Origin of the sequence: Williamsia sp. D3 (genome assembly GCF_000506245.1) — a bacterium.
In the GTDB taxonomy this organism is placed as follows: Bacteria; Actinomycetota; Actinomycetes; order Mycobacteriales; family Mycobacteriaceae; genus Williamsia; species Williamsia muralis.
The window spans coordinates 108,012-129,424 of the sequence record NZ_AYTE01000013.1 but is presented as its reverse complement, the minus strand read 5'-3'; the positions used below and the strand labels follow the sequence as shown (position 1 = coordinate 129,424).

Here is a 21,413-nt window from a genome sequence, read left to right as displayed (position 1 = left end):
TCGCCATCGGTCAAGATGGTGTTGCCGGATACCGGCCGCACCAATTACTTCAACAGAGAGGAAAGTGCAATGAGCAACCCCATCACAAGCACACTGAACGACGACCAGCAGTCGATCGCCGGAAAGGCGCTGCAGGAGACCTTGGTTGACCTGATCGACCTGTCGCTGATCGCCAAGCAGGCTCACTGGAACGTTGTCGGCAAGCAGTTCCGGTCGGTGCATCTCGAGCTCGACGAGCTCGTCACCGCTGCTCGCGAGTTCACCGACGCCGCCGCCGAGCGGGCAACGGCCATCGGCGTCAGCCCGGACGGCCGGTCCGAGACCGTTGCAAAGACCGCGGGCACCAAGGGATTCGGCGAAGGCTGGACCAAGGACTCCGACGTGGTCGATGCGATTGTCGCGAACATCAAGACCGTGGTCGACGGTCTGCGCACGCGAATCAAGGCCACCGAAGAAGCTGATCCGGTCACCCAGGACCTCCTGATCAGCTTCGCGGCGCGGCTCGAGCAGCTGCACTGGATGTGGCAGGCGCAGGTCGCCTGACCGGATCGGTCAGCAAGTCCAGCGCGTCTGCAGACGCGCTTGTAGAAGAGAGCCCCCACGGCACAGCCCCTCGGCCGTGGGGGCTTTCGCATGCCGTATGCGGTCGGCGCCGTATCGAAGTACATTCACTTGGTGACGCGGCCCGATTCCCACCCCGAACTCCCCGGGGATCCCGACCTCGTGGCTGCACGACCGTTGCACCTGCGTGTGGCCTCGCTCGCGATGGTTTTTGCGGGAGGCCTGCTGGGCACCGGTGCTCGCTACCTGATCGAGCAGGCCTACCCGTTCCACCCCCCGCAGTGGCCGTGGGCCACCTTCCTGATCAATCTTGCGGGCGCCTTTGCGCTGGGCATTGTCTTGGAAGCGCTGGCCAGGATGGGGGATGACACCGGACGCCGGCAGCGTTTTCGCCTGTTTTTCGGTACTGGATTCTGCGGGTCATTCACCACCTACAGTGCCTTTGCACTCGAAGCTTCTCTGCTCGGCAGGGATGGCGAAGTTGTTGTCGCCGTGGCCTATATGGCGACTTCTGTGATCCTCGGTGTGGTGATGGCCTGGGCGGGCATCGCTGTTGCCACAAAGGCACGCGTGAGTCGACCGGCGCCCCGCCGATGATCGTTCTGGTGATGTTGGCCGGCGCGGCCGGAGCGGTGACCCGTTTTCTGGTCGACTCGGAGGTCAAACGCCGCCACCCCGCAGTGTTCCCGTGGGGGACGGTGTTCATCAACGTGTCGGGCTCGTTGCTGATCGGGCTGGTGGCCGGAGTGGTGTTGTTCCACGGCCAACCAAGTGCCTGGCAGACCATCGTCGGGACCGGATTCTGTGGCGGATACACAACATTCAGTACGGCCAGTGTCGAGACGGTGCGCCTCGTTCAACAGGGACGCCACGGGATGGCCCTTTCGAATACTGTTATCCCGCTTGCTCTCTCGGTTGGTGCTTGTGCGCTGGGGCTGTGGCTCGTCTACCTTGTGTGAGTTCGGCGCCCAGGCGTCGGTGGCCTGGGTGCTGTGTGACCGTTTGAGCGGCGGTGTCGTCCAAACGGATGACTATCGAATGTGTGTTCGAATGATTAGAGTGGTGGTAGCTGATCGCATGATGAACCAACTCTGAGATACGTGGGACTACGCCAAATACCTCGGTCGGCTGGCCCAGTGTTGTTGTCCCGATGTTGTTGTCTTGGAGGGGGTGTGGTGATGGCTGTTGTTGATCTGGTGGATGAGGTCATCGGTGTGGAGTTTCCTGATGATCCGGCCGGCATCGTGGGCTTGGTGAAGGATTTGATCGCGTTGCGTAATGCTGTCGAGGCGCGGTTGGCGGCCGGCGCGGCGATCATTGACCGCCTCGGTGTCGCCAAACGTATGGGGTCGACAACCTCGAAGATGTTGCAGGCCAACGGTGCCGCGCCAGCAGTGGCGGCGCGGTGGCTACGCATCGGAACTGGCTTGGTGGGGTTGGAGCGTACAGCTGGATACTTTCGGGACGGGTTCCTTTCCGCCGAGCATGTCGATGCAATAGCTCGGGGTATCAGCCATGTTCGGGGCCGCTTCGTGGGTGTGATGAGTGACGACTTTCGGTGTGAGGTTGAGGGAAAACTCGTGGCTCATGCAATCTCTGGTGCACCGCCCGCGGAGATCGGCCGGATCGCCCGGACGGTGGGTAACAGGGTCGCCGGAGAACAGGGTGGGGTGCCGGCCGCCGAGGACGCTTCGTTGAACAGCCTGGACTACGTCGTCACCGGCGATGGCCGGTTGTCGGGCAGCTTCGATGTGGATGCGGTGATCGGGGAAAAGATGATGGCCGCGCTCGATGTGTGGTCCCGACCCCGTCCTGAACCGGACGGCAGCGCCGATACTCGCACGCCGACGCAACGACGAGCTGATGCCCTGCACCAACTCCTCGACTGCGGTGGCGGTGGGCAAGCGCTGATATCAGCGCCGAGAACGGAAGTTGCTGTGACGGTTCCGGCTGATCATCCCGACTTTGCGTCACTGCGGTGGATGGGTCCGGTCACCGAAGCAACCGCAGCCACGTTGGCGTGTGATGCCACCATCACCTCGGTCACCCTGGACGGGCAGCAGGTGCCAATCGACCTGAGCCCACCCAAGCGCCTGTTCACCGGACCAGTGCGCAAAGCGATCCTGATCCGCGATACCTGCTGCATCAAATGCGGGGCACCGGCAACCTGGTCAGACTGCCACCACATCGTGCACTGGGCCAACGGCGGACCCACCACCCTGGGCAACGGATGCCTCCTGTGCCGGACGTGCCATCGGGCCGTGCACCACACCGACTGGGACATCGTGATGGGCGCCGACGGGCATCCCTGGCTGATCCCACCCGCCGACATCGACCCCACCCGACAACCACTACCGGCCTACAACCGCCGAACCCTCACCCTCGCAGCATAAGTCGACCAGCAGCTGCCGTTCGCGCCCTCGATGTGGTCGAGACCGCGCAAGATCCTTGACAACTCCATAGTGTGAGCTCCGCGCGGGTGTTTTGCGACTCCCAGGCCAGCGGGGGTGCAATTGCCCGCCGTCAGTACTGCTGCTGGCCCGCCATCTGCGTCTGGATTCGTTGCTGCAGGCGTTGCAGTCCCATGGTCGACAACCCGGGGATCTGGCTTTCCAGCTGGCGAACCAGGTTGTGGTCGTTGATCACCTTCTCGCTCGACTGGATGAGAACTGTTCCGGCGCCGGTGAAGTCGAACTGCTGTTCCTCGCCGCTGGCGGCGCCCATCATCGCTGCGCCGGCTGCCATGAAGCCCGTGATCCACCCCTGGTCATAGTGGTGACTGGGGGAGGGGCAATCGGCCCAGCCGACCAGTGCCTCGGGGTCGACCCGCAACGGCGGTTCGGCGAACATGACCGGTCCGTTCGAGGATGCCAGGAACTTGCCGGTGCCGATGAGTGTCAAGTAGCCCGGCACGATCGACTGGTTCAGCTGCAGCCCGGGCTCGAAAGCCAACAGGTTGGCCGCCCGAACCGTGAGGTTGCCGTCTTCGAGGTCGTACGAATTGATGTCGAAGCCGCGGTCGCCGATGATCAGTGTTCCCTGGCCCTGGGCGATCACGTAGTCGCCCATGTACAGCGGCGCGCTGATGGTGCCGGCCAGCGACTGCATCATGGCTGTCTGCATGCCCTGGACCAGAGCCTGGAACTGCATCTGTCCGTAGTAGGCGATCATGGCGCCCTTGGACATGATCCAGGGCTTGGTCAGCTGCATGTAGTACGCGTACGTGTTGCCCGGAATGTTGTCGTCACCTTGCAGCATCGACGGATTCAAGATGTCGCTCATGGCTTTTCCCTTACAGCTTCTGTTCGGATGCTTGGACGAAAACAGTTCCTTGGCCCTGGCACTGCAACTGCATGGCCTCGCCGGCGCCGCGGCCGACCGCGTCGCGCCAGCCCATCGTCGATTTGAGCTGCGTTTGGACGTTGCCGAACGTGCCGACGAAGGCCTGCGGATCCACGATCACCGGATACTGGCCGCCGACCTGGATCTCCAACACCTCACCGTGAGCCAACAACACGACCGAGCCCATGCCCTGGAGTTGGGTGGTGAACATGCCGTCGCCGGTCAATGCGCCGGTGGCAGCTCCGCGCAGAGCACCCATGATTCCGCCGCCTCGGCCGCCGCCGCCCCCGCCGCCCTGCGAGGTCATCGAGACAATCGATGCCTGCAGGCCGGACGTGTAGCCGAGCGTGCGCGATGCGTCAGCGGTGACCGTTCCTCCCTGGGGCATGTCGATGACATGGACGGCAAGACCGGCAAACCCGTAGTGCACGTCGCCATTTCCCTGCGCAAGCATGGTGGCCTCGTGCTCGCCGCGCATCATCCGACCCGCCATGCCCGCGACGGCACCCATGCCGCCCATTCCCGGCATGCCACCCCCTCCTGCGCCGGGGATCTGGTGCGGCGAGAACTGCACCTGACCGGTGTAGAAGAGCATCGCGCCCTTACGCGCAACCACGCCACCGGCGTGACCGACGTTGACCTTGACCACTTTCGAGTTAACTTTTTCAAAGACCATTGCACTCACCGTTCCGCCGGCTGGATGGACACAACACCCTGACCCTGCCACCGCAGCGAGAACGCCTCGCCGCCGTCCTGGCCAATCATCGACCGCCAGCTGACGTCGGTGACAAACGATTGCTGCAGTTGACCTTTGGCAGACACAAACGCATCCGGGTCGACGACCAGAGGCATGTTGGGGCTCACCTCGAGATGAATCAAAGGACCGCCGGCCGACAGCAGGGCAACCTGACCCGTGCCCGACACCGTCGTGGTGAAAAGACCTTGCCCGCTGGACATTCCGCCGAGTCCCGAGAACTGGACATTGGTTTGAAGATTACCGGCCATCGCCAGCAACTGCCGAGACTCCACCTGGATCGTCTCGTTGTTCAGCTGCAACACTGTTGTGTACTGAGCGCCGATCGCGAGGTGGACCAGGCCATTGCCCGTGCACTCCATCAGTTTGAGCGATTCACCGGTGGCCTTCTGTTTGAGGCCGGCGAGCACACCCGCCCCGCCGCCGAATCCGGCTGCCTTGAACTCAACCTGTCCCTGGTACGAGACCATCGACCCGCTGACGGCTTTGATCGATGTGTTGTTGAGCCGCGCCTCGACCACGCGTTTGGTCAATCCGAATAACTCGGCCATGTTGTGCGTCCTCTGAGTTCAAGCGTGCTGAGCGATGACTGACATATCGTAGGCACCAACAACCCAGGTGAACAGCCCGAATCCTCGGTTCGACTGACGTCCGCACACATGGTTCGTCGCGCGGCGCCGCCGAGCGCAGCCGGAATGCCCGATGGGTTCGACCAGACGGACGTGAGCGCTGGTCGGCTGCCGTAACGTGACCGGCGTGAATGATGCGTCGTGGGGTGCGGTAGGTGTCGGGATTTTTCTCATCGCGGTGGTGTTCGGTATCGGCTTGTATGTCCGGTACAGGCAGAACGAGGCGGCTCGGCTTGATCACGACGTCGATCTTGCGGTGAAACTGCGGACGATCGCAGGCCAGGACCCGGTTCGGGCGGCGGCGATCGACGAGTTCGAGACGGCGATCCACGAGCGGTTGTTCTACGCATCCACGGTCGGGCCACGAGCGCGGGGCGCGGCGTGGGCCCTGTTGGGTGCCGTGCTCGCGGCGTTCGGTGCACTTTGGGTCCGCGACGGAGGTGGAGTCATCACGGACGTCGTGCACTACGGATTGGCTGCTGTGGCAGCCGGTTTCGCTCTGACCTTCTTGGTATTTCTGGGACTGACGCTGTACGCGGCAACCAGCATGCCGCGGATTTCGTTTGCGGACTCGTACAGCGACGAGCCCGAAAGCTCCACCGACTGAGGCGAACCCATTGTCGGCGAGGCCTGATCGGTGTTCGGCAGACGTCAGTAGGGCTGGTAGCCGTACGTCGGCGCCTGTACAGGTGCCCTTTTGCGGCCCAACACGATGCCGGCGAGGCTCGTCCCGGTGACCACCAGCAGGGTCAGGGTGGCGAGCACGGCGCCCGGACCTGTCGAGAAATCATTGGTGGCCTCGAAGACCTCGGACTCGAAGTCCGACTCGAACAAGATGCAAATGCTCGGCGCCGCCAAGAAGATGATCGCCAGCAACAGGTGCAGAACCGACAGAACAAAGACGGCGATCGAATTGCCGAAACGTCCTATGTTGCAGAGAATGAGCAGGCCCAGAACGGCGACCGGTAGTACAAAGAGCGGAAGGAACACCCCGGCATAGGGAGCTCCGCTCGCCCCCGATCCCAGATCAACCGATTCTCCTGCTTCGAACACCCGCCCCCAACCGTTGACCGAGGCTCGCGGGCCGCTGCTCGTCTTCGGCTCGAAAGACGCCCAGGTCAACCATCCGTAGGCAACCATGAGTAGGGCCCCGACGAGCGCTGCGGCACCGAAGGCGCGCGTGAGCCCGACCGCAGCCGGCTTGGGATCAAAACCCGGCGTCGGCGCCCCGTACTGCGGTACCCCGTACTGAGTGTTCCCGTACTGCGTAGGTTGCGAAAACTGCTGTGCGCTCGGCTGATACGGCGGTGGGTACGGCACGAACTGATCGGAGGGCTGGGCAGGCGGGTACGGATTGAAGCCACTCTGGTCGACGTGGCCAGGGTGTTGGGGGTCAGCTGGTGCGGCGAACTGCTGCGTGGGTTGCGCGTCGCCGGGCCGGCGGTCAGCCTTGGTCAGGTCTGGACGTGAGCCGAAAGCGTCGCCCGGATCGTTGGTCATGATGTCTGCAAACCCCCGCTGTCGATGTCCGTATTGCCGGTGCACACATCGTAGACACGGACAGCTCGTGGTTCAGCTGGCGCAACCGAAGCGGACGCGGAACGCAGTGGGCGTGATACCGACGATGGCCGAGAAATGGTGTCGCAGCAGGGTCGCCGAACTGAAACCGACCTGACGGGCCACTTCCTCGATGCCGAGATCGGTGGTTTCCAGCAGACTCTGCGCGGCGAGGACCCGCTGCTCGGTGAGCCAGCGCAATGGGCTGGTGCCCACTTCGTCGGCGAACCTGCGGGCAAAAGTGCGTGGGGACATGTGTGCTTTGGTGGCCATGTCCGCGATCGAGATGTCCTGCTTCAAATTGCGCAGCATCCAGTTGAGCACGCGACCGAATCCGTCCTCATCACATTCCGGCACAGGCGCTTTCACGAACTGCCTCTGCCCGCCTTCGCGCTGCGGGGGAACCACCATGCGGCGCGCGATCTTGTTCGCAATCGTCGGCCCGTGCTCGGTGCGGACCAGGTGCAGACTGGCGTCGATACCGGCTGCTGTACCGGCGCTGGTGATGATGTTGCCCTCTTGGACGTACAGCACATCGGTGTTCACGTCGACGTCTGGGAACAGCTCGGCCATCTCCTTGCCGTACTTCCAGTGGGTGCTGGCGGACCGGCCACCGAGCAGGCCGGCGGCGGCGACGACAAACGAACCCGTGCAGACCGACAAGATGTATGCGCCTCGAGCGTCGGCTGCACGGAGTACATCGAGGACCGCCTCGGGGAAGTCGGTCCGGACTTGCCCGGCCGGTATCGCCACCAGGTCCACGTCGGCGCACGCTTCGAGCCCGTACTGCGGAATGACCTGGGCGCCCGTCGTGAAGTTCAGCGGTTTGCCCGGTTCGATACCGCACACGCGGTAGTCGAACTTGGGTACGCCCTCGTCGGTGCGATCTACGCCGAACACCTCGCTGACCACGCCGTACTCGAAAGCGGCAACGGGCTCTTGCAGGATCACGGCAACGGAGCGGAGCATGCCAACCAGTATGGCAGAAAATATGCGAAGACTGGCAAAACAGCCAGTGGTGGCACTATCTGTTCGGGCGCATAGTTTCAGACATGGAAATCGCAATCATCTTGATCCCAGTCCTCATCATCGCCTTCATCGCGTTCTACGAGAACGCCAAGAAGACAGCACACCTACCGCGTGCCCCGTTCGGATTGGACGCCGAGTACGGCCCCGATTCCGCACGGGTGCGCGACGAATTGGAAACCTTGACGCGCCGCTAGAAGCACGTCGGAAGTCACTCGCCGAGTAAGTCCGGAGGGTCAGACGACGTGGAATGCGGTGATGCCGCGCGCCGGCAGGTCATCGAGGATCGGTTTGATGTTCGTGCCGGTCTCCGGCCCGATGCATCCGATGAAGTAGTAGGCGTTGACCATTCCGACGAGTCGGTCGCCGACCACCACGGGGCTACCCGAGTCTCCCTCGACGACGCAGATCTGGCTGGTGTGCGCTGAGCCGTCCGAGAACCACGTGATGCCACAGGTGTTGGCGGTGGTGCGTCCCTGTTTGCAGCCGATCTCGGGGAAAGCGGGGGCCTGCGTGCGGATGCCACGGATGGTGACGCCGCCGACTCGCTGAACGGGGTTCACCTTCGCTGAATCGAAGCGGATGATCGCGTAATCGAGGTCGCGGTGCGTGAAGGTGACCTGGCCGACCGGTCCGAGTCCTTGGGCGGCTTCGACGAACACTGCCTTGCCGGCGGGGCCACAGTGACCTGCAGTGAGACCCACCAAGATGTTGTTCTGGTCGCGGCCGATGGCGGTCAGTGTGCAGGCGCTCGCTGTGCCCTTGTCCTTGTCCACCAAGATTCCTGTCCCACCCCCGATGTTGGCCTTTGCAGGCGCAGCTAAAGCGGTGGACACCCCCAGTGCTGTCAGTGCGACGAGCGCGCACAGAGTTGCAATGAGCGTGGCGGCCTTCTTGAACATCAATTCCTCACGTAAATCTGCCGGGACAATGAGGAACCTACCAGCCGTGTCACGCATCACCGGCACCGTTGCACAGGCTCAGGTCCGTACCGATCAGTTGGTCGGGAACAGATTATGGAGTGCCCAGAACGGTGGAACAGTCAGGCGCGCAGTCCAAGCCGACTGTCGTCGACCTTGTGGCGCTTGCGATCAGCGGGTGTGGGAACCGCCGAGTTCTCGGGAGTCGACGTCCCCACACCCGCCGGAGATCACTTGGGCGGACGGGCCACGCACTGGGCCAGGTACAACTGGTCGCCCAACGTGTTCATCAGTTCGAGCTGCGTCTGCAGGTAGTCGACGTGACCTTCCTCGTCGGCCAGGATCTTCTCGAGCAGAATCGCACTGGTCGAGTCCTGCTTGTCGCGGCACATCACGATTCCAGGCTTGAGGCGTGCGACCACGTCGAGTTCGATCTGCAGGTCACTCTCGAACTGCTCACGCAACGTCTGGCCCACCTTGAGCGAGAACAGCCGCTGATAATTGGGCAGTCCGTCCAGCAGCAGGATCCGGTCGGTGAGTGCCTCGGCGTGGTTCATCTCCTCGAACGACTCGGCACGGGTCTGTGCGGCGATCTCCGTGTACCCCCAGCTGTCCTGCATCTTCGAATGCAGGAAGTACTGGTTGATGGCGGTGAGTTCGCTGGTCAGCTGCTCGTTGAGCAGTTTGAGAACTTCTGGATCTCCTTGCATGAAATCTCCTCACATCGAAGAGCACGTCGTGTCGCCAACGGGAGGGCTGGTCCCGGAGGGGCTGTGCAACACACGTGTCCGGAATCAATTTATCTCGGTACGATGCTGTTTTGGTGGCAACGACGGACCCGGCAGCAGGGATGAACTACATGACGCAGCATTCGCGCATTCTCGCTTCGGACTTCTCGTTGCCGACCGATGAAAAACTCATCGAGCGGTTGTCCGAGAACAACGATGCGCTCGCGCGCCTGGGCGCCCACCACATGGTGATCTACCGGGCGTTGGACAACCCGCACCGCGTGTTCACGACGCTGGGTGTTCGCGCCGATGGGCCGATCGACCGTGTGCTCGCCTCGCCGACCGTCCTCGAATGGTTTGATGCGGCAGGCGTCGAAGAGATCCCTCCTCTGTTCGCCGGTGAGGTTGTCGAGAAGATCGAACTCGAGGGGTCGAATGCCGAGCAGTCGGGCATCATTGTTGCTGCCATCGCCCCGGTGCGTGATGTCGCGGCACTCGTGGAGACGGTGCGGTCGAGCCTCCGGCGCTTCATCTCGTCCGGTGTACGCCGGGTGTGGGTCTACCGTGCCATCGATGACGGTCACGAAGTGATGATCCTGCAAGAACTCGACACCGAAGAGCAGGCGATGCGCTGGTTGAAGCATCCCGACGCGGCCGCCGAGTGGATGGCGGGCGCAGGTGTCGGGGTGTATCCGCCGCTGTTCGTCGGTAAGTTGCAGCGGGTCCTGGAACTACAGCTGCAGGCCTAGGCGCCAGGTCCCCGCCATGTATGTGTGTCTGTGCCAAGGAGTTACGAGTCACGTCGTCGAGCAGGCCGTGGCCGACGGTGCGCGTACCTCCAAGGAGGTTGCCAACGCCTGCGGTGCCGGTCGTGACTGTGGCAGATGTCGACGGACTGTGCGTGCGATCATCGAGGCCCACTTCGCGGACGTGCCCACGGCCGGGGTCCAGCCGTAGGCGACGTCCGCCGAGCCTCAGGTCAGTGCGTTGAGTTGGTCCAGAGTTGTTGTGGCGTCGAGGTATTCCTGAACCCACCGTTCGATGACCGCGGCGGACTTCTCCACCTTGGTGAACTGTCCGACCACCTGGCCGACGGGATTGAAAGCGACGTCCACGGTCTGGTCCGGGTAACGGTGTGTTGCGGCGACCGCCATCCCGGAAACCATGTACTGCAACGGCATTCCGAGCGGCTCGGGGTTCTCCGGCTTCTCCCAGGCCTCGGTCCAGTCGTTGCGCAACATCCGGCACGGCTTACCCGTGAAGGACCGGCTGCGAACGGTGTCACGGCTGCTGGCCGACACGTAGGCGGCCTGCTGCACGGCTGTGTTCTCCGACTCCTCGACCATCAGCCACTGCGAACCCGTCCAGGCGCCCTGGGTGCCGAGAGCGAGAGCGGCTGCGATCTGCTGGCCGCTGCCGATGCCACCGGCGGCTAAAACCGGGATCGGCGCAACCTCTTTGACCACCTGCGGCCACAAGACGATGGACCCGACCTCGCCGCAATGGCCGCCACCCTCGCCGCCCTGGGCGATGATGATGTCCACACCGGCGTCGGCATGTTTGCGTGCCTGCTTGGGTGACCCGCACAGCGCGGCCACCTTGCGGCCGGCCTCGTGGATGTGGGTGATCATCTCCGCAGGCGGTGTGCCGAGGGCATTTGCGATGAGGCTGACCTTGGGATGCTGGAGCGCGATCTCGACCTGGGGGGTCGCGGTGGCCTCGGTCCACCCCAGGAGCTGAAGCGAGTTCTCCTCGTCCTCGGGCAGCGGAACACCGTGGTCGAGAAGGATTTTGCGGCCGAAGTCGAGGGTTTCGGCCGGGACCATCGACTGCAACATCGACGTGAGTTCCTCGGCGGACAGGTTGGAGTCCATGCCCTCGTACTTGTTGGGGATCACGATGTCGACGCCATAGGGATGGTCACCGATGTGCTCATCGATCCAGTTGAGTTCGATCTCCAACTGTTCCGGGGTGAATCCGACCGCACCCAGCACCCCGAATCCGCCGGCCTTGCTCACGGCGACCACGACGTCGCGGCAGTGGGTGAACGCGAAAATGGGGAACTCGATGCCGAGATCGTCACAGATTGGGGTGTGCATGGTGTGCCTCGCAATGCCGGGTATTCAACATGAACATGCTCCGAAATAGAACGTGTTCTAGTTGTGTACCCCGTCGCGCGACGGTTTACAACCCCGGGTACCTGCGTCAGCTCAGATGCTCGGGCTGCGGTTGCGTTTTGTGACTCCAGTCCGATCCGGTCGAGTCCTGATCGGCAGCGTTCTCGGTGGCTCTGCCCTGGCCGGCCGGAACCAGTGAGATGATGATCGACTTCGATGTGGGGCAATTGCTCTGCAGTGCGGTCGAGTCCAGTGGGACAAGGGGATTGGTCTCGGGATAGTAGGCAGCGGCCGAACCCCGTGGCGTCGCATACTCGACGATCCGGAACGACGGCGCGCACCGCACGTTGTCGTCGTCATCCCACTTGGTGACGATGTCGACGATGTCGCCGTCCCGAAACCCCAGCGCGGAAATGTCTTCGCGATGCACGAACACAACACGGCGACCACCCTCGATGCCGCGGTACCGGTCGCTGAAGCCGTAGATGGTGGTGTTGAACTGGTCGTGGCTTCGAAGTGTCTGCAGAATCAGGTGATTCGGCGGGACCTGGAGAACATCGATGGGGGAGACGGCGAACTCGCCGAGACCCGACTCGGTGTCGAAGGTCCGGGAGTCCCGAGGCGGGTGGGGCAAGATGAACCCGCCGGGCCTGCGGACATTCACCTCGTAGCCTTCGCATCCGGGCACCACCTGCGCGATGTGCGCTCGGATGTTGCGGTAGTCGTCGCGCATGGCTTCCCAGTTGATGCCATACCGGTCGCCGATGGTGGCTTCGGCGATCGAGGTGATGATCGCGACCTCGGACTTGAGGTGCGGGCTCGCCGGAGGGAGCGGTCCACGCGAGGCGTGTACCGAGCAGGTCGAGTCCTCTACCGAGATGTACTGCTGCCCACTGGCTTGAACATCCTTCTCCGTGCGACCGAGGGTCGGCAGGATCAGTGCGGTCTCGCCGCACACCAGGTGACCGCGGTTGATCTTCGTGGAGATCTGCACGGTCATCCGAACCTTGCGCAGAGCGTCGAACGTGACGTCGCTGTCCGGGGTTGCCTGGGCGAAGTTGCCGCCCAGACCCAGGAAGAAGTGCGCCTTGCCGTCGCGCATCGCCCGGATGGAGTCGACGGTGTCGAGCCCGTGCTCGCGCGGGGGATCGAACCCGAACTCCTTCTGGATGGCGTCCAGGAAGTGCTGCGGGGGCCGTTCCCAGATGCCCATCGTGCGGTCGCCCTGCACGTTCGAATGCCCCCGTACGGGGAACAATCCCGCGCCCGGCTTGCCGATGTTGCCCTGTGCGAAGGCGAGGTTGGTGACCTCTTTGATGGTGGCGACCGCATTTCGATGCTGCGTCAGTCCCATCGCCCAGCAGAACACCGTGGCCTTCGAATCCCGCAGGAGTTCAGCAGCTTCGGTGATCTGTGCACGGGAGAGTCCGGTGGTGGAGGTGACGACGTCCCAGTCGACGGCACCGACATGCTCGCGCCACGCCTCGAAACCGGTGGTGTGCGCGTCGATGAAATCGTGGTCCAGCGCGTCCCACTCCACGAGTAGGGATCCGAACGCCTGGAAGAGCGCGAGGTCGCCGTTCAAGGCGATCGGCAGGAACATGTCGGTCAGGTCGGTGCCCGGCCCGACCATGCCGCGGGGCGTCTGCGGATTCTTGAAGTTGACGAGTCCGGCTTCACGCAGGGGATTGATCGACAGGATCTTCGCGCCGTTCTGTTTCGCCTTCTCGAGGGCGGAGAGCATCCGCGGGTGGTTGGTGCCCGGATTCTGGCCGGCGATGATGATCAGCTCGGCGTTGTAGACGTCGTCCAGGGTGACGCTCGCCTTGCCGATCCCGATCGATTCCTGCAATGCGATGGACGTGGACTCGTGGCACATGTTCGAGCAATCGGGCATGTTGTTGGTGCCGAAAGCGCGCGCGAACAGCTGGTAGACGAAGGCGGACTCGTTCGAGGCTCGGCCAGATGTGTAGAAGACGGCCTCGTCTGGTGAGGCGAGACCGTTGAGTTCGTCGCCGATGAGCGCGAACGCGTCGTCCCAGTCGATGGGTTCGTAGTGGGTTCCGCCGGGACGCTTGATCATCGGATGAGTGATGCGGCCCTGCTGCCCCAGCCAGTGTTCGGTTCGTCCGGACAGATCCTCGATGCTGTGCGAGGCGAAGAACTCCGGGGTCGCCCGGTTGGTGGTTCCCTCCTCGGCCACCGCCTTGGCGCCGTTCTCACAGAACTCGGCGGTGTGGCGATGGCCCGGGTCGGGGTCCGGCCATGCGCAGCTCATGCAGTCGAAGCCTTCGGCCTGGTTGAGCTTGAGCAGCGTCTTGGCTGTGCGGACCGCTCCCATGTGGCCGAGAGCGCGTTTCATCGAGACGGCCACGGCAGTGGCGCCCGCCGCATGGGACTTCGGCTTCTCGATGTCGAGCTGTGCGAGATCCAGCTCGTTCTGCTGTTCGTCCGCGTCCGGGTCCGGCATGTCGGCCTCCTACAACTCCGAGTCCACCGAGGAGTCCGGAATTGGCCACCCCGATGCGGTCTGCGCGAAGCCGGTGGGTTCAGGCACACACAGGAACGATGACTTTCACGGTAGGGCGTCGCGCGTCATTTGACGAATGGAAACCCCTCGAACAATGCCTCGGCGGATGGCCTCATGCCGCTGCCAGTATTTTGCGCAATCTGTTGGCCTCGACATCCAAACCCCGGAGTTGGACATCGGACGCTGCCATGCCCCGGATCAATGTGGGGCAGTACTCGTCTGACAGTTCCTGAACCGACCACAGCTGATTTGCCGTGCTCGCCCACCGATAGGTGTGGTCGTGCAGGTTCAGGAACTGGAGAGTGGCGAGCCGCGGATTGATGTCGCGGAGGACACCATTGTCGATGGCCTCGGTGATCGCATCTTCGATCAACCGAGCCCCAGCGCTCACGGGAGTTCGGTCCACCGTAGCCGCGTCGTCTGCGCCCGGCGCACGAAACCGCGGTCGAAAAGCCGTCCGCTGGAAGTCGTCGAATCGGACGGGATGAGCCCGTCGTCAGGTGCGCGGAGCGGATGCGCCGTATTTTGTGACATGTCACCCGACAGCCGCGCCGAACACGAGGAGTCCCCATGCCTGACGAAGTAACTGCGTTGATGGAAGCGAACCTGCTGGCGGTCTTCGGTGAGGCCGACCCGACGCGGCGCGCGCAAGCAATAGCGGAGACCTACACCGACGACGTGGTCTGGACGGACGAAGAAGGGGTCACAGTAGGGCGGGACGCCTTGGCTGCCAAGGCCCAGAAGCTGCTCGACGGCATGCAGGGCCTGGTGTTCAGCAAGGTCGGACAGGTGCAGAAGGCCCAGAACTTCGGCCACTTGGCGTGGGAACTGGGCCCTCCCGGACAAGACCCGGTGGCCACCGGATTTGACGCCGCGGTGGTCACGGACGGCCGGATCTCGGCGCTGTACACCGTGATCACCGGGCCCGAGAACGGGTGAGATGGCCTCGAGCAAATGGTTGACCCCGTCTCAACAACGAACGTGGTTGAACTATATGCGGGTCTACCACCGACTCGAGTACGAGATGAACAGCCATCTCCAGGCCGAACTGGGTTTGTCGCTCGGTGACTACACCGTGATGAATGCTCTGTCGGCCGCGGAGGGTCACCGGATGCCGTTGACAAGGCTGGCGACGACCATCGGGTGGGAGCGCAGCCGCCTGTCGCATCATCTGCAGCGGATGAGCCGCCGCGGAATCGTCGAGCGCACCCCGTCCGTCGTCGATCGACGGGTCACCGACGCGGTGTTGACCGAGGCCGGCTGGGAACAGTTGAAGGCCGCGGCACCACAGCACGTTGCCAGGATCCGGCAACTGTTCTTCGCCGACCTCGACGTCACCCAGGAGTCCGAGCTCGCCGACATTCTCGAGGCGGTCTACGAGAACATCCTGCGTGAGGGCACGTTGCCGCGCCCGGACTAGATCTGCTCAGCGCCTCCGTCGACGAACACCTCGGACCCGGTCATGAAGCTGCTCTGGTCGGACGCGAGGAACAACACCGCTGCAGCGATTTCCTCGGGCTGACCAATCCGGCGCATCGGTACCGTGGCCGCTTGCGCGTCGAGCAGGTCCTTCGATTGACCTTCAGGCGCAAGTTCTTTGAGTCCGCGGGTCTCCACCGGGCCGGGGATGACCGTGTTGACCCGGATCTTGCGGTCGACCAGTTCTGCGGCCCACGTCCGTCCGAACGACCGGATGGCTGCCTTTGATGCCGCGTATGCGCCGAAGGAGGGGATTCCGGCAGAAGCGGACGTCGAACCGGCGAGCACTATCGAAGCACCCTCGTTCAGCAGTGGCAGCACCGACTGGACGGTGAAAACCGTTCCGCCCACGTTCCGGTTGAAGGTGTCCGCAAGGTGCTCGGGTGTCTCGTCGGCGAGAGAGGCGAACTCGCCGCCGCCTGCGTTGGCGAAGACGACGTCGAGTCCCTGACCGCGGTCGGCGATGGCCTGCGCGAGGTTCTGCAAATCGGTGGGGTCGGTGACGTCGCTGCGGACCCCGGTCGACTGCGCGCCGATCGTCGAAACCGCTGTGTCGATCCCCGATTGGTTGCGGCCGGTGACGAACACATGAGCGCCCTCGTCCGCGAGTCGCTGTGCGGTCGCGAGCCCAATGCCCGAGGTGCCGCCGGTGACGAGCGCTGTCTTTCCAGTGAGCTGAGCCATGATTGCTTCCTGACTGTCGTTCCATGCGGGCGTTGTGCTCGCCCCCATGAGAACGCATGACATGTCACGTTATTCCTGACATGTCACCATCGGGCAGGCACACTGGAGTCCTCACCGCACAACAGGAGTGATCAATGAGTACCAACGGACCGTTCGGCTTCGAGCCCGAGGATTTCGACCGCTTTGCCAGAGAGGCCGGCGAGGGATTCCGCGACATGCTGGGCCAGGTCGCCAAGGGGATGTCTCAATCCGGAGGCGAGAACCCCCTGGCGTCGCTACTTCGCGATTCGATGTTCAGCACGGCGTCGCAGCGCACCAAGCCCGCGCCGCCGACGCGTGAGACCACGGGAGACACCGGTGACGGTGTCTGGGCCATCTACACCGTCGCCGAAGACGGTTCGGCTCGCATCGACCAGGTGTACGCCTCGGAACTCGATGCCCTGCGCGCGCACAAAGACAATGTGGATCCGCAACGGCGTGTCCGGTTCCTGCCCTACGGCGTCTCGGTCGGAGTTCTGGACGACAGCGGCTCATAGCCCGAAAGTGTGTTGTTGTGGCGGCGCCGACCTGGGTTTTCGCTCGCAACAACTACACATCATCGGGGAGAGCGGCTGAAAACGAGGAGACCCTGATCAAGGTTTCCCCTGATCAGGGTCTCTCATGTGTCTCAACCAACACATCTATCGGTCGGATCCGGGCTTCGCCCTTCTCCTCCATGTCGGGGTGGCGGGATTCGAACCCACGACCTCTTCGTCCCGAACGAAGCACGCTACCAAGCTGCGCCACACCCCGTGATCAATCAGCCTGCGATAGCTTACCTCAGCCGCGGTAGCGGATTAAATCGCCTGGTCACGAGGGTCAATTGGCTTCGGCATTCACTGGAGGCAGTGACCCCTCCTGCTCGTAGTCGGCGTCGCCGGCCGATACGGGAGTGAGGGTGAGCAGTGTGGCCTCGGGCCGGCAGCAGAAGCGGGCCGGAACATACGGTGAGGTGCCCAGCCCGGCACTGACGTGGAGCTTCATCGCCGCACCCCATGCCGACACGCCTTTGACCCGTGACCGGTCGAGGTCGCAGTTGGTCACGATCGCGCCGACACCGGGCAGGCACAGCTGGCCTCCGTGAGTGTGTCCGGCCATCACGAGGTCGTACCCGTCATCGGCGAACCGGTCGAGCACCCGCGGCTCAGGCGAGTGGGTCAGACCCAGGCGCAGATGCGCCAGCGGGTTGGGACGGCCCTCGATGGTCTCGTAGCGGTCGCGGCCGATGTGCGGATCGTCGACACCCGCAGCTGCCACCCGCACCCCGGCGACCTCGAGTTCACGCACCGAGTGGGTGGCGTCGAGCCAGCCACGCTCGGTGAACGCCGCGCGGAGATCCTGCCAGGGAAGTGGCTCCCCGTGGGTGCGCTTGTGGTCTTTCTTGAAGTACTTCAGCGGGTTCTTCGGAATGGGCGCGAAGTAGTCGTTGGACCCGAACACGAAGAGCCCGGGAAGAGACAACAGATCGCCCAGGGCCTGGACCACCGCGGGCACCGACTGCGGGTGGGCCAAGTTGTCGCCGGTGTTGATGACGAGGTCTGGCTGCAGCGCGGCGAGCTCCTGAACCCATGCTTGTTTGAGCCGCTGTCCCGGCATCATGTGGAGGTCGCTGATGTGCAGCACCCGCAGCGATGTGGAGCCGGGCTCGAGAACCGACAGGGTCTCGTGTCGCAGCGCAAATGCGTTTCGCTCGATCAAGGTCGCATAGGCGAGACCGGCGGCGCCCGCGGCCGCGACCCCCGCGATCGCGTGGACCGGGGTGAGTCCGGCGAGTTGATCTGTGCGACGAGTGATGCTTTTTCGTCCCTGAGGCATCTGGCCAGAATACGCCCGCAGGCGCAAAACGGGTGCGGACCGTCGACCTCGGCGGCGTAGGTTTGACCACATGTCCACGATCAAAGAGCAGATCCGCACCGATCTGACCGCTGCCATGAAAGCCAAGAACACCACGGTCACCGGGACCCTGCGGATGGTCCTGGCTGCCATTCAGTCCGAAGAGGTGTCGGGCAAGGCAGCCCGCGAGTTGACCGATGACGACGTGATGAAAGTGCTTGCGCGCGAAAGCAAGAAGCGTGCAGAGGCGGCCGCTGTGTTCGCGGAGAACAACCGCGAGGAACTGGCAGAGAAGGAACGCGCCGAGGGCGAGATCATCGCCGGGTACCTACCCGCGCAACTGTCCGACGAGGAATTGACGGGCATCGTCGATCAAGCCGTTGCGGCCGTCGCCGAGGAGACCGGTGAGGCACCGGCGATGAGGCAGATGGGTCAGGTGATGGGGCACGCCACCAAGCTCGCCGCCGGACGCGCCGACGGCAAGCGCCTGTCATCGGCGATTCGCGCGCGCCTGCAGTAGCCCGGCTGCCCGGCGAATCAGCCGCCCGGTACCGGGATGACGATCGGGCCGACCCCGGGGACGGTGATGGTGGTGGGTGGTGAGGCCCGTCGGGTGGGGAGCTGGGACTGCCCGGTGCTCACGTAGATGGTCACGGTGCTCCCGGGGATCGCCGTGTCCTCGGGGGCGGTGAACACCACTGTGCCCGCTGCTTGCGCACTGTCGGTGTCGAGGCGCGCAACCCTGAAGCCTGCCTGCTCGATTCGCTTCGTCGCCTCGTCGGCGGTCATCCCCGCAACAGACGGAACAGCCTTGCCGCCCACACCGGCCACGTAGGTCGGGTCGTTCGGTGGCAGTGCTGTGGGCCCGAAGTTGTTGGCGATCGGCAACATCGCGGTGAACCATGTTCGTGCCGGTTCACTACCGCCGTAAAGGGTGCCGTATCCGCATTGCCGCAGCGGATTCGAGCACAGCTCTGACGGGGTCGGTGAATCGTTGTACGTGTAGGTCGCGGCCGCCAGGTTGTTGGTGAACCCGAGGAAGGCCGACGAGCGGTGAGCCTCTGTGGTGCCCGTCTTGCCGGCCATCGGCAGGTTCCATCCGGTGGACCCGGCAGCGCCGGCAGCAGTTCCCGATCCACGGTCGTCCTGGCTCATGGCGTTCGCGAGGGTGTCGGCCAGGCCGGGTTCGACGACCTTCTCGCACTTCGGACGCTCGAAGGCGACCTCTTGCACCGCAGGCCGCCCGTCGGCACCCAGGACCTGGTTGCCGTTGCGGTCGCGCTTCGGCTGCGTGATGGATGCAATCGGGTTCGGCGGGCACCACACACCGTGCGAAGACAGGGTGGCGGCAACGTTGGAGAGTTCGAGTGCGTTGATCGCGGTGGGTCCCAGGGTGAACGAACCCAGATTGTTCTGCTTGAAGTAGTCGGCCAAGCTCTGCTCGCCCTGGCCGGAGGTGCCCGGATTGGTGTACGAGCGCAGTCCGAGACGTACGGCGATGTCGACCGCAGGTCCCACCCCGACGTCTTGGAGCAGCTTGACGAATGCGGTGTTGGGGGACTGAGCGAGTGCCTGAGTCACCGACAACTGTGCGGGATACCGGCCGTCGTTGCGCACACAGTAGGTGTTCGCAGGGCAACCGTTGACGCCGCCGCTGCTACCCATGCCCTGCGCCTGGAAGGTGGCAGGGACCTGAAGGGATGACCCGGCACCCAGGCCCTTTTCCATCGCCGCGGCGACCGTGAAGATCTTGAACACCGACCCCGCACCGTCGCCGACCATCGAGAATGGCTGAGGCTGCACGGTCTGGTTCGCATTCTGGTCGAGTCCGTACTGGCGACTCGACGCCATCGACATGATGTCGTGGCTCTCGGTGCCCGGCCGGATCACGCTCATGACAGTCGCGACACCGTTGAGGTCGGGGTCGGTGATGTTCTGCACCCCGGTCAGCGTCGACCGCTGGACGGCGGGGTCGAGCGTGGTGCGGATGGTGTAGCCGCCGCGGGCGACCGTCTCGCGGCTCAGCCCGTTCTCGGCCAGGAACTTCAGGGCGTAGTCGCAGAAGAAACCGGCGTCGGCGGCCGAGATGCAGCCGTTGGGCAAGGTGATCGGGGAGGGGACCACGCCGAGCGGGGTCTCCTTCGCGGCCTGGTACTCGGCCGCCCGATTCGGGAAGTTGGAGATCAGCGTGTCGAGAACCAGGTTGCGGCGTTCGAGCACACCATCGGGGTTGTTGTAGGGGTCGAGTGCCGAACTCGACTGCACCATGCCGGCGAGCATCGCCGACTCGGGGATCGTCAGATCCTTCGCGGCCTTGTTGAAGTACGTGCGAGCTGCGGCCTCGATGCCGTAGGCGCCGTTGCCGAACGGCACCACGTTCAGGTAGCGGGTGACGATTTCTTTCTTGGCCTCTTGCTTGGCCTGCTCGTCGCTCAGGTTCTTGTCCCGCTTGGCCTGCTGGGTGAGGTTCTCCTCCAGCGTGAGTGCCATGCGGACTTCTTTGAGCTTGCGCGCGGGGGTGGTCTCGGTGGCGGCGCGACGGTCGGCGTCGGTACGGGCGAGAACCAGCAGCTGGTAGTTCTTCACATACTGCTGGTCGATGGTCGAAGCACCCTGCTGCACCTCGCCCGACGACGAGTTCTTGAGGAACGCGCGGATCGTGCCTTTCCAGTCCACCCCGTCGTGGTCCAGGAAACGCCGGTCTTCGATGGAGATGATGGAGCGGATCATCTCCGGCGAGATGTCGTTGTAGCCGACCTGTGTTCGTCGCTGGTCGTAGAGGAACGCGATCGGCTTGCCGGTGACGTCCGTCATCGTGGTGACCTCGGGGACCGTGCCTTCGAGCAGTTCCGACGACACGTTCTGGACCGTGTCCGCGGCCCGGCTCGACACCAGCCCGATTCCACCGGCCACTGGAAACAGCAGTCCGGCGACGAGAACACCGGCTAGGACGCAGCATCCCGCGAGCAGTGACAGGGACTTCGACTTTGGCACGCCAGCAAGGATACGTGGCGTCTGCCTTCTCAGGTGGCACCGAGCGGCGCAAAGGCCAGATCGTTGCACTCGGTTTGCACGCAAGTGCCACTTTTTTCATTCCAGGTCTTGACGGTGCGTAAGTGTGGTCCATACATTGGTCGTAATTGAATGTGACACACGTAACATTCAGTCTTAAATGTGGCGGCGGACGTCAATATTGTGCTTCAGACAGGGGATC

Annotated in this window: 25 protein-coding genes and 1 tRNA gene; 12 read left to right on the top strand and 14 right to left on the bottom strand. The window is 63.6% G+C overall.

Translation table 11 applies throughout. From position 1 onward, the window contains the following. Positions 1–69: 69 nt before the first annotated feature. The 4 genes from W823_RS38695 to W823_RS38680 all read left to right on the top strand — a co-directional run bounded on the left by W823_RS38695 (position 70) and on the right by W823_RS38680 (position 2,954). Positions 70–543, top strand: a complete 474-nt coding sequence (locus W823_RS38695; RefSeq protein WP_030168942.1) for a Dps family protein — start codon at positions 70–72, stop codon at positions 541–543. Between the two features lie 132 nt (positions 544–675). Beyond that, positions 676–1,158, top strand: coding sequence for a fluoride efflux transporter CrcB (gene crcB / locus W823_RS38690; RefSeq protein ID WP_031331807.1), 483 nt, complete (start codon positions 676–678; stop codon positions 1,156–1,158). Continuing rightward, positions 1,155–1,520, top strand: a complete 366-nt coding sequence (gene crcB, locus W823_RS38685) for a fluoride efflux transporter CrcB (RefSeq protein WP_023956494.1) — start codon at positions 1,155–1,157, stop codon at positions 1,518–1,520. Before crcB (W823_RS38690) ends, crcB (W823_RS38685) begins: the two co-directional genes overlap by 4 nt. 219 nt (positions 1,521–1,739) lie before the next feature. Next, entirely contained in the window at positions 1,740–2,954 is a 1,215-nt protein-coding gene (locus tag W823_RS38680; protein ID WP_031331805.1) for an HNH endonuclease signature motif containing protein, read from the top strand. A 130-nt stretch (positions 2,955–3,084) separates the two neighbouring features. Here the strand turns inward: W823_RS38680 and W823_RS38675 are convergent, their stop codons facing one another. Genes W823_RS38675 through W823_RS38665 form a run of 3 tightly spaced genes read right to left on the bottom strand, consistent with a single transcriptional unit; the run spans position 3,085 to position 5,208 of the window. Beyond that, the gene (locus W823_RS38675) at positions 3,085–3,843 is read right to left on the bottom strand and encodes an AIM24 family protein (RefSeq protein WP_023956490.1); all 759 of its coding nucleotides are present in this window, start codon (positions 3,841–3,843) and stop codon (positions 3,085–3,087) included. A 10-nt stretch (positions 3,844–3,853) separates the two neighbouring features. Then, entirely contained in the window at positions 3,854–4,579 is a 726-nt protein-coding gene (locus W823_RS38670) for an AIM24 family protein (RefSeq protein WP_023956488.1), read from the bottom strand. Positions 4,580–4,584: 5 nt separating this feature from the next. Then, positions 4,585–5,208 (bottom strand): AIM24 family protein, encoded by a 624-nt coding sequence (locus W823_RS38665; RefSeq protein WP_023956486.1) that lies wholly within the window; start codon positions 5,206–5,208, stop codon positions 4,585–4,587. Positions 5,209–5,413: 205 nt separating this feature from the next. On the opposite strand from W823_RS38665, the gene W823_RS38660 reads away from it, so the two are divergent. Then, on the top strand, positions 5,414–5,893 hold the full coding sequence (locus tag W823_RS38660; protein WP_038252721.1) for a hypothetical protein: 480 nt from the start codon (positions 5,414–5,416) through the stop codon (positions 5,891–5,893). Positions 5,894–5,937: 44 nt separating this feature from the next. On the opposite strand, the gene W823_RS38655 is transcribed toward W823_RS38660, so the two are convergent. Together W823_RS38655 and W823_RS38650 are read right to left on the bottom strand one after the other, a co-directional pair. Further along, entirely contained in the window at positions 5,938–6,786 is an 849-nt protein-coding gene (locus W823_RS38655) for a hypothetical protein (protein ID WP_023956482.1), read from the bottom strand. A gap of 72 nt (positions 6,787–6,858) precedes the next feature. Continuing rightward, positions 6,859–7,812: a GlxA family transcriptional regulator gene (locus W823_RS38650; RefSeq protein ID WP_023956480.1), complete on the bottom strand. Its 954-nt coding sequence runs from the start codon at positions 7,810–7,812 to the stop codon at positions 6,859–6,861. A gap of 83 nt (positions 7,813–7,895) precedes the next feature. On the opposite strand from W823_RS38650, the gene W823_RS58065 reads away from it, so the two are divergent. After that, positions 7,896–8,066: a hypothetical protein gene (locus W823_RS58065; protein ID WP_023956478.1), complete on the top strand. Its 171-nt coding sequence runs from the start codon at positions 7,896–7,898 to the stop codon at positions 8,064–8,066. Between the two features lie 39 nt (positions 8,067–8,105). On the opposite strand, the gene W823_RS38645 is transcribed toward W823_RS58065, so the two are convergent. Next, positions 8,106–8,771 (bottom strand): hypothetical protein, encoded by a 666-nt coding sequence (locus tag W823_RS38645; RefSeq protein ID WP_031331802.1) that lies wholly within the window; start codon positions 8,769–8,771, stop codon positions 8,106–8,108. A gap of 248 nt (positions 8,772–9,019) precedes the next feature. Next, complete coding sequence (bfr, locus tag W823_RS38640) at positions 9,020–9,499, bottom strand: bacterioferritin (protein ID WP_023956474.1); 480 nt, start codon at positions 9,497–9,499, stop codon at positions 9,020–9,022. Between the two features lie 113 nt (positions 9,500–9,612). Between bfr and W823_RS38635 the strand changes: the two genes are divergently transcribed. Together W823_RS38635 and W823_RS57170 are read left to right on the top strand one after the other, a co-directional pair. After that, the gene (locus W823_RS38635) at positions 9,613–10,266 is read left to right on the top strand and encodes a fatty-acid--CoA ligase (protein ID WP_235189463.1); all 654 of its coding nucleotides are present in this window, start codon (positions 9,613–9,615) and stop codon (positions 10,264–10,266) included. Positions 10,267–10,282: 16 nt separating this feature from the next. Continuing rightward, the gene (locus tag W823_RS57170; protein ID WP_030168973.1) at positions 10,283–10,474 is read left to right on the top strand and encodes a bacterioferritin-associated ferredoxin; all 192 of its coding nucleotides are present in this window, start codon (positions 10,283–10,285) and stop codon (positions 10,472–10,474) included. A gap of 17 nt (positions 10,475–10,491) precedes the next feature. Here the strand turns inward: W823_RS57170 and W823_RS38630 are convergent, their stop codons facing one another. The 3 genes from W823_RS38630 to W823_RS38620 form a co-directional block, all read right to left on the bottom strand. Next, positions 10,492–11,616, bottom strand: coding sequence for a nitronate monooxygenase (locus W823_RS38630; protein WP_023956470.1), 1,125 nt, complete (start codon positions 11,614–11,616; stop codon positions 10,492–10,494). Between the two features lie 106 nt (positions 11,617–11,722). Continuing rightward, positions 11,723–14,104 (bottom strand): FdhF/YdeP family oxidoreductase, encoded by a 2,382-nt coding sequence (locus tag W823_RS38625; RefSeq protein ID WP_023956468.1) that lies wholly within the window; start codon positions 14,102–14,104, stop codon positions 11,723–11,725. A gap of 172 nt (positions 14,105–14,276) precedes the next feature. Beyond that, the gene (locus W823_RS38620; RefSeq protein ID WP_152538016.1) at positions 14,277–14,555 is read right to left on the bottom strand and encodes a hypothetical protein; all 279 of its coding nucleotides are present in this window, start codon (positions 14,553–14,555) and stop codon (positions 14,277–14,279) included. A gap of 179 nt (positions 14,556–14,734) precedes the next feature. Between W823_RS38620 and W823_RS38615 the strand changes: the two genes are divergently transcribed. Then, complete coding sequence (locus tag W823_RS38615; RefSeq protein WP_023956464.1) at positions 14,735–15,103, top strand: nuclear transport factor 2 family protein; 369 nt, start codon at positions 14,735–14,737, stop codon at positions 15,101–15,103. Positions 15,104–15,158: 55 nt separating this feature from the next. Continuing rightward, positions 15,159–15,584, top strand: coding sequence for a MarR family winged helix-turn-helix transcriptional regulator (locus W823_RS38610; RefSeq protein ID WP_235189469.1), 426 nt, complete (start codon positions 15,159–15,161; stop codon positions 15,582–15,584). Here the strand turns inward: W823_RS38610 and W823_RS38605 are convergent. Continuing rightward, complete coding sequence (locus tag W823_RS38605) at positions 15,581–16,327, bottom strand: SDR family oxidoreductase (RefSeq protein ID WP_031331800.1); 747 nt, start codon at positions 16,325–16,327, stop codon at positions 15,581–15,583. The two genes, W823_RS38610 and W823_RS38605, sit on opposite strands and share 4 nt — an antisense overlap. A 134-nt stretch (positions 16,328–16,461) precedes the next feature. Between W823_RS38605 and W823_RS38600 the strand changes: the two genes are divergently transcribed. After that, on the top strand, positions 16,462–16,863 hold the full coding sequence (locus W823_RS38600) for a hypothetical protein (RefSeq protein WP_023956458.1): 402 nt from the start codon (positions 16,462–16,464) through the stop codon (positions 16,861–16,863). A 182-nt stretch (positions 16,864–17,045) separates the two neighbouring features. Here the strand turns inward: W823_RS38600 and W823_RS38595 are convergent. After that, positions 17,046–17,119, bottom strand: a tRNA-Pro gene (locus tag W823_RS38595). Positions 17,120–17,185: 66 nt separating this feature from the next. Next, complete coding sequence (locus tag W823_RS38590; protein ID WP_023956457.1) at positions 17,186–18,181, bottom strand: metallophosphoesterase; 996 nt, start codon at positions 18,179–18,181, stop codon at positions 17,186–17,188. 70 nt (positions 18,182–18,251) lie between these two features. Between W823_RS38590 and W823_RS38585 the strand changes: the two genes are divergently transcribed. Then, positions 18,252–18,719, top strand: a complete 468-nt coding sequence (locus W823_RS38585) for a GatB/YqeY domain-containing protein (protein ID WP_023956455.1) — start codon at positions 18,252–18,254, stop codon at positions 18,717–18,719. Between the two features lie 17 nt (positions 18,720–18,736). On the opposite strand, the gene W823_RS38580 is transcribed toward W823_RS38585, so the two are convergent. Further along, on the bottom strand, positions 18,737–21,193 hold the full coding sequence (locus W823_RS38580) for a penicillin-binding protein (RefSeq protein WP_023956452.1): 2,457 nt from the start codon (positions 21,191–21,193) through the stop codon (positions 18,737–18,739). Positions 21,194–21,413 lie beyond the last annotated feature (220 nt).

Excerpts from the sequence above, each read along its gene's own strand:
- W823_RS38680 (WP_031331805.1), top strand. The coding sequence starts at position 1,740 with ATGGCTGTTGTTGATCTGGTGGATGAGGTCATCGGTGTGGAGTTTCCT.
- bfr (WP_023956474.1), bottom strand. The coding sequence starts at position 9,499 with ATGCAAGGAGATCCAGAAGTTCTCAAACTGCTCAACGAGCAGCTGACC.
- W823_RS38610 (WP_235189469.1), top strand. The coding sequence starts at position 15,159 with ATGCGGGTCTACCACCGACTCGAGTACGAGATGAACAGCCATCTCCAG.
- W823_RS38645 (WP_031331802.1), bottom strand. The coding sequence starts at position 8,771 with ATGTTCAAGAAGGCCGCCACGCTCATTGCAACTCTGTGCGCGCTCGTC.
- W823_RS38670 (WP_023956488.1), bottom strand. The coding sequence starts at position 4,579 with ATGGTCTTTGAAAAAGTTAACTCGAAAGTGGTCAAGGTCAACGTCGGT.
- W823_RS38675 (WP_023956490.1), bottom strand. The coding sequence starts at position 3,843 with ATGAGCGACATCTTGAATCCGTCGATGCTGCAAGGTGACGACAACATT.
- W823_RS38695 (WP_030168942.1), top strand. The coding sequence starts at position 70 with ATGAGCAACCCCATCACAAGCACACTGAACGACGACCAGCAGTCGATC.
- W823_RS38630 (WP_023956470.1), bottom strand. The coding sequence starts at position 11,616 with ATGCACACCCCAATCTGTGACGATCTCGGCATCGAGTTCCCCATTTTC.
- W823_RS38625 (WP_023956468.1), bottom strand. The coding sequence starts at position 14,104 with ATGCCGGACCCGGACGCGGACGAACAGCAGAACGAGCTGGATCTCGCA.
- W823_RS38615 (WP_023956464.1), top strand. The coding sequence starts at position 14,735 with ATGCCTGACGAAGTAACTGCGTTGATGGAAGCGAACCTGCTGGCGGTC.
- W823_RS38650 (WP_023956480.1), bottom strand. The coding sequence starts at position 7,812 with ATGCTCCGCTCCGTTGCCGTGATCCTGCAAGAGCCCGTTGCCGCTTTC.
- W823_RS38655 (WP_023956482.1), bottom strand. The coding sequence starts at position 6,786 with ATGACCAACGATCCGGGCGACGCTTTCGGCTCACGTCCAGACCTGACC.
- W823_RS38585 (WP_023956455.1), top strand. The coding sequence starts at position 18,252 with ATGTCCACGATCAAAGAGCAGATCCGCACCGATCTGACCGCTGCCATG.
- W823_RS38665 (WP_023956486.1), bottom strand. The coding sequence starts at position 5,208 with ATGGCCGAGTTATTCGGATTGACCAAACGCGTGGTCGAGGCGCGGCTC.
- W823_RS57170 (WP_030168973.1), top strand. The coding sequence starts at position 10,283 with ATGTATGTGTGTCTGTGCCAAGGAGTTACGAGTCACGTCGTCGAGCAG.
- W823_RS38605 (WP_031331800.1), bottom strand. The coding sequence starts at position 16,327 with ATGGCTCAGCTCACTGGAAAGACAGCGCTCGTCACCGGCGGCACCTCG.
- crcB (WP_023956494.1), top strand. The coding sequence starts at position 1,155 with ATGATCGTTCTGGTGATGTTGGCCGGCGCGGCCGGAGCGGTGACCCGT.
- W823_RS38600 (WP_023956458.1), top strand. The coding sequence starts at position 16,462 with ATGAGTACCAACGGACCGTTCGGCTTCGAGCCCGAGGATTTCGACCGC.
- W823_RS38590 (WP_023956457.1), bottom strand. The coding sequence starts at position 18,181 with ATGCCTCAGGGACGAAAAAGCATCACTCGTCGCACAGATCAACTCGCC.
- W823_RS58065 (WP_023956478.1), top strand. The coding sequence starts at position 7,896 with ATGGAAATCGCAATCATCTTGATCCCAGTCCTCATCATCGCCTTCATC.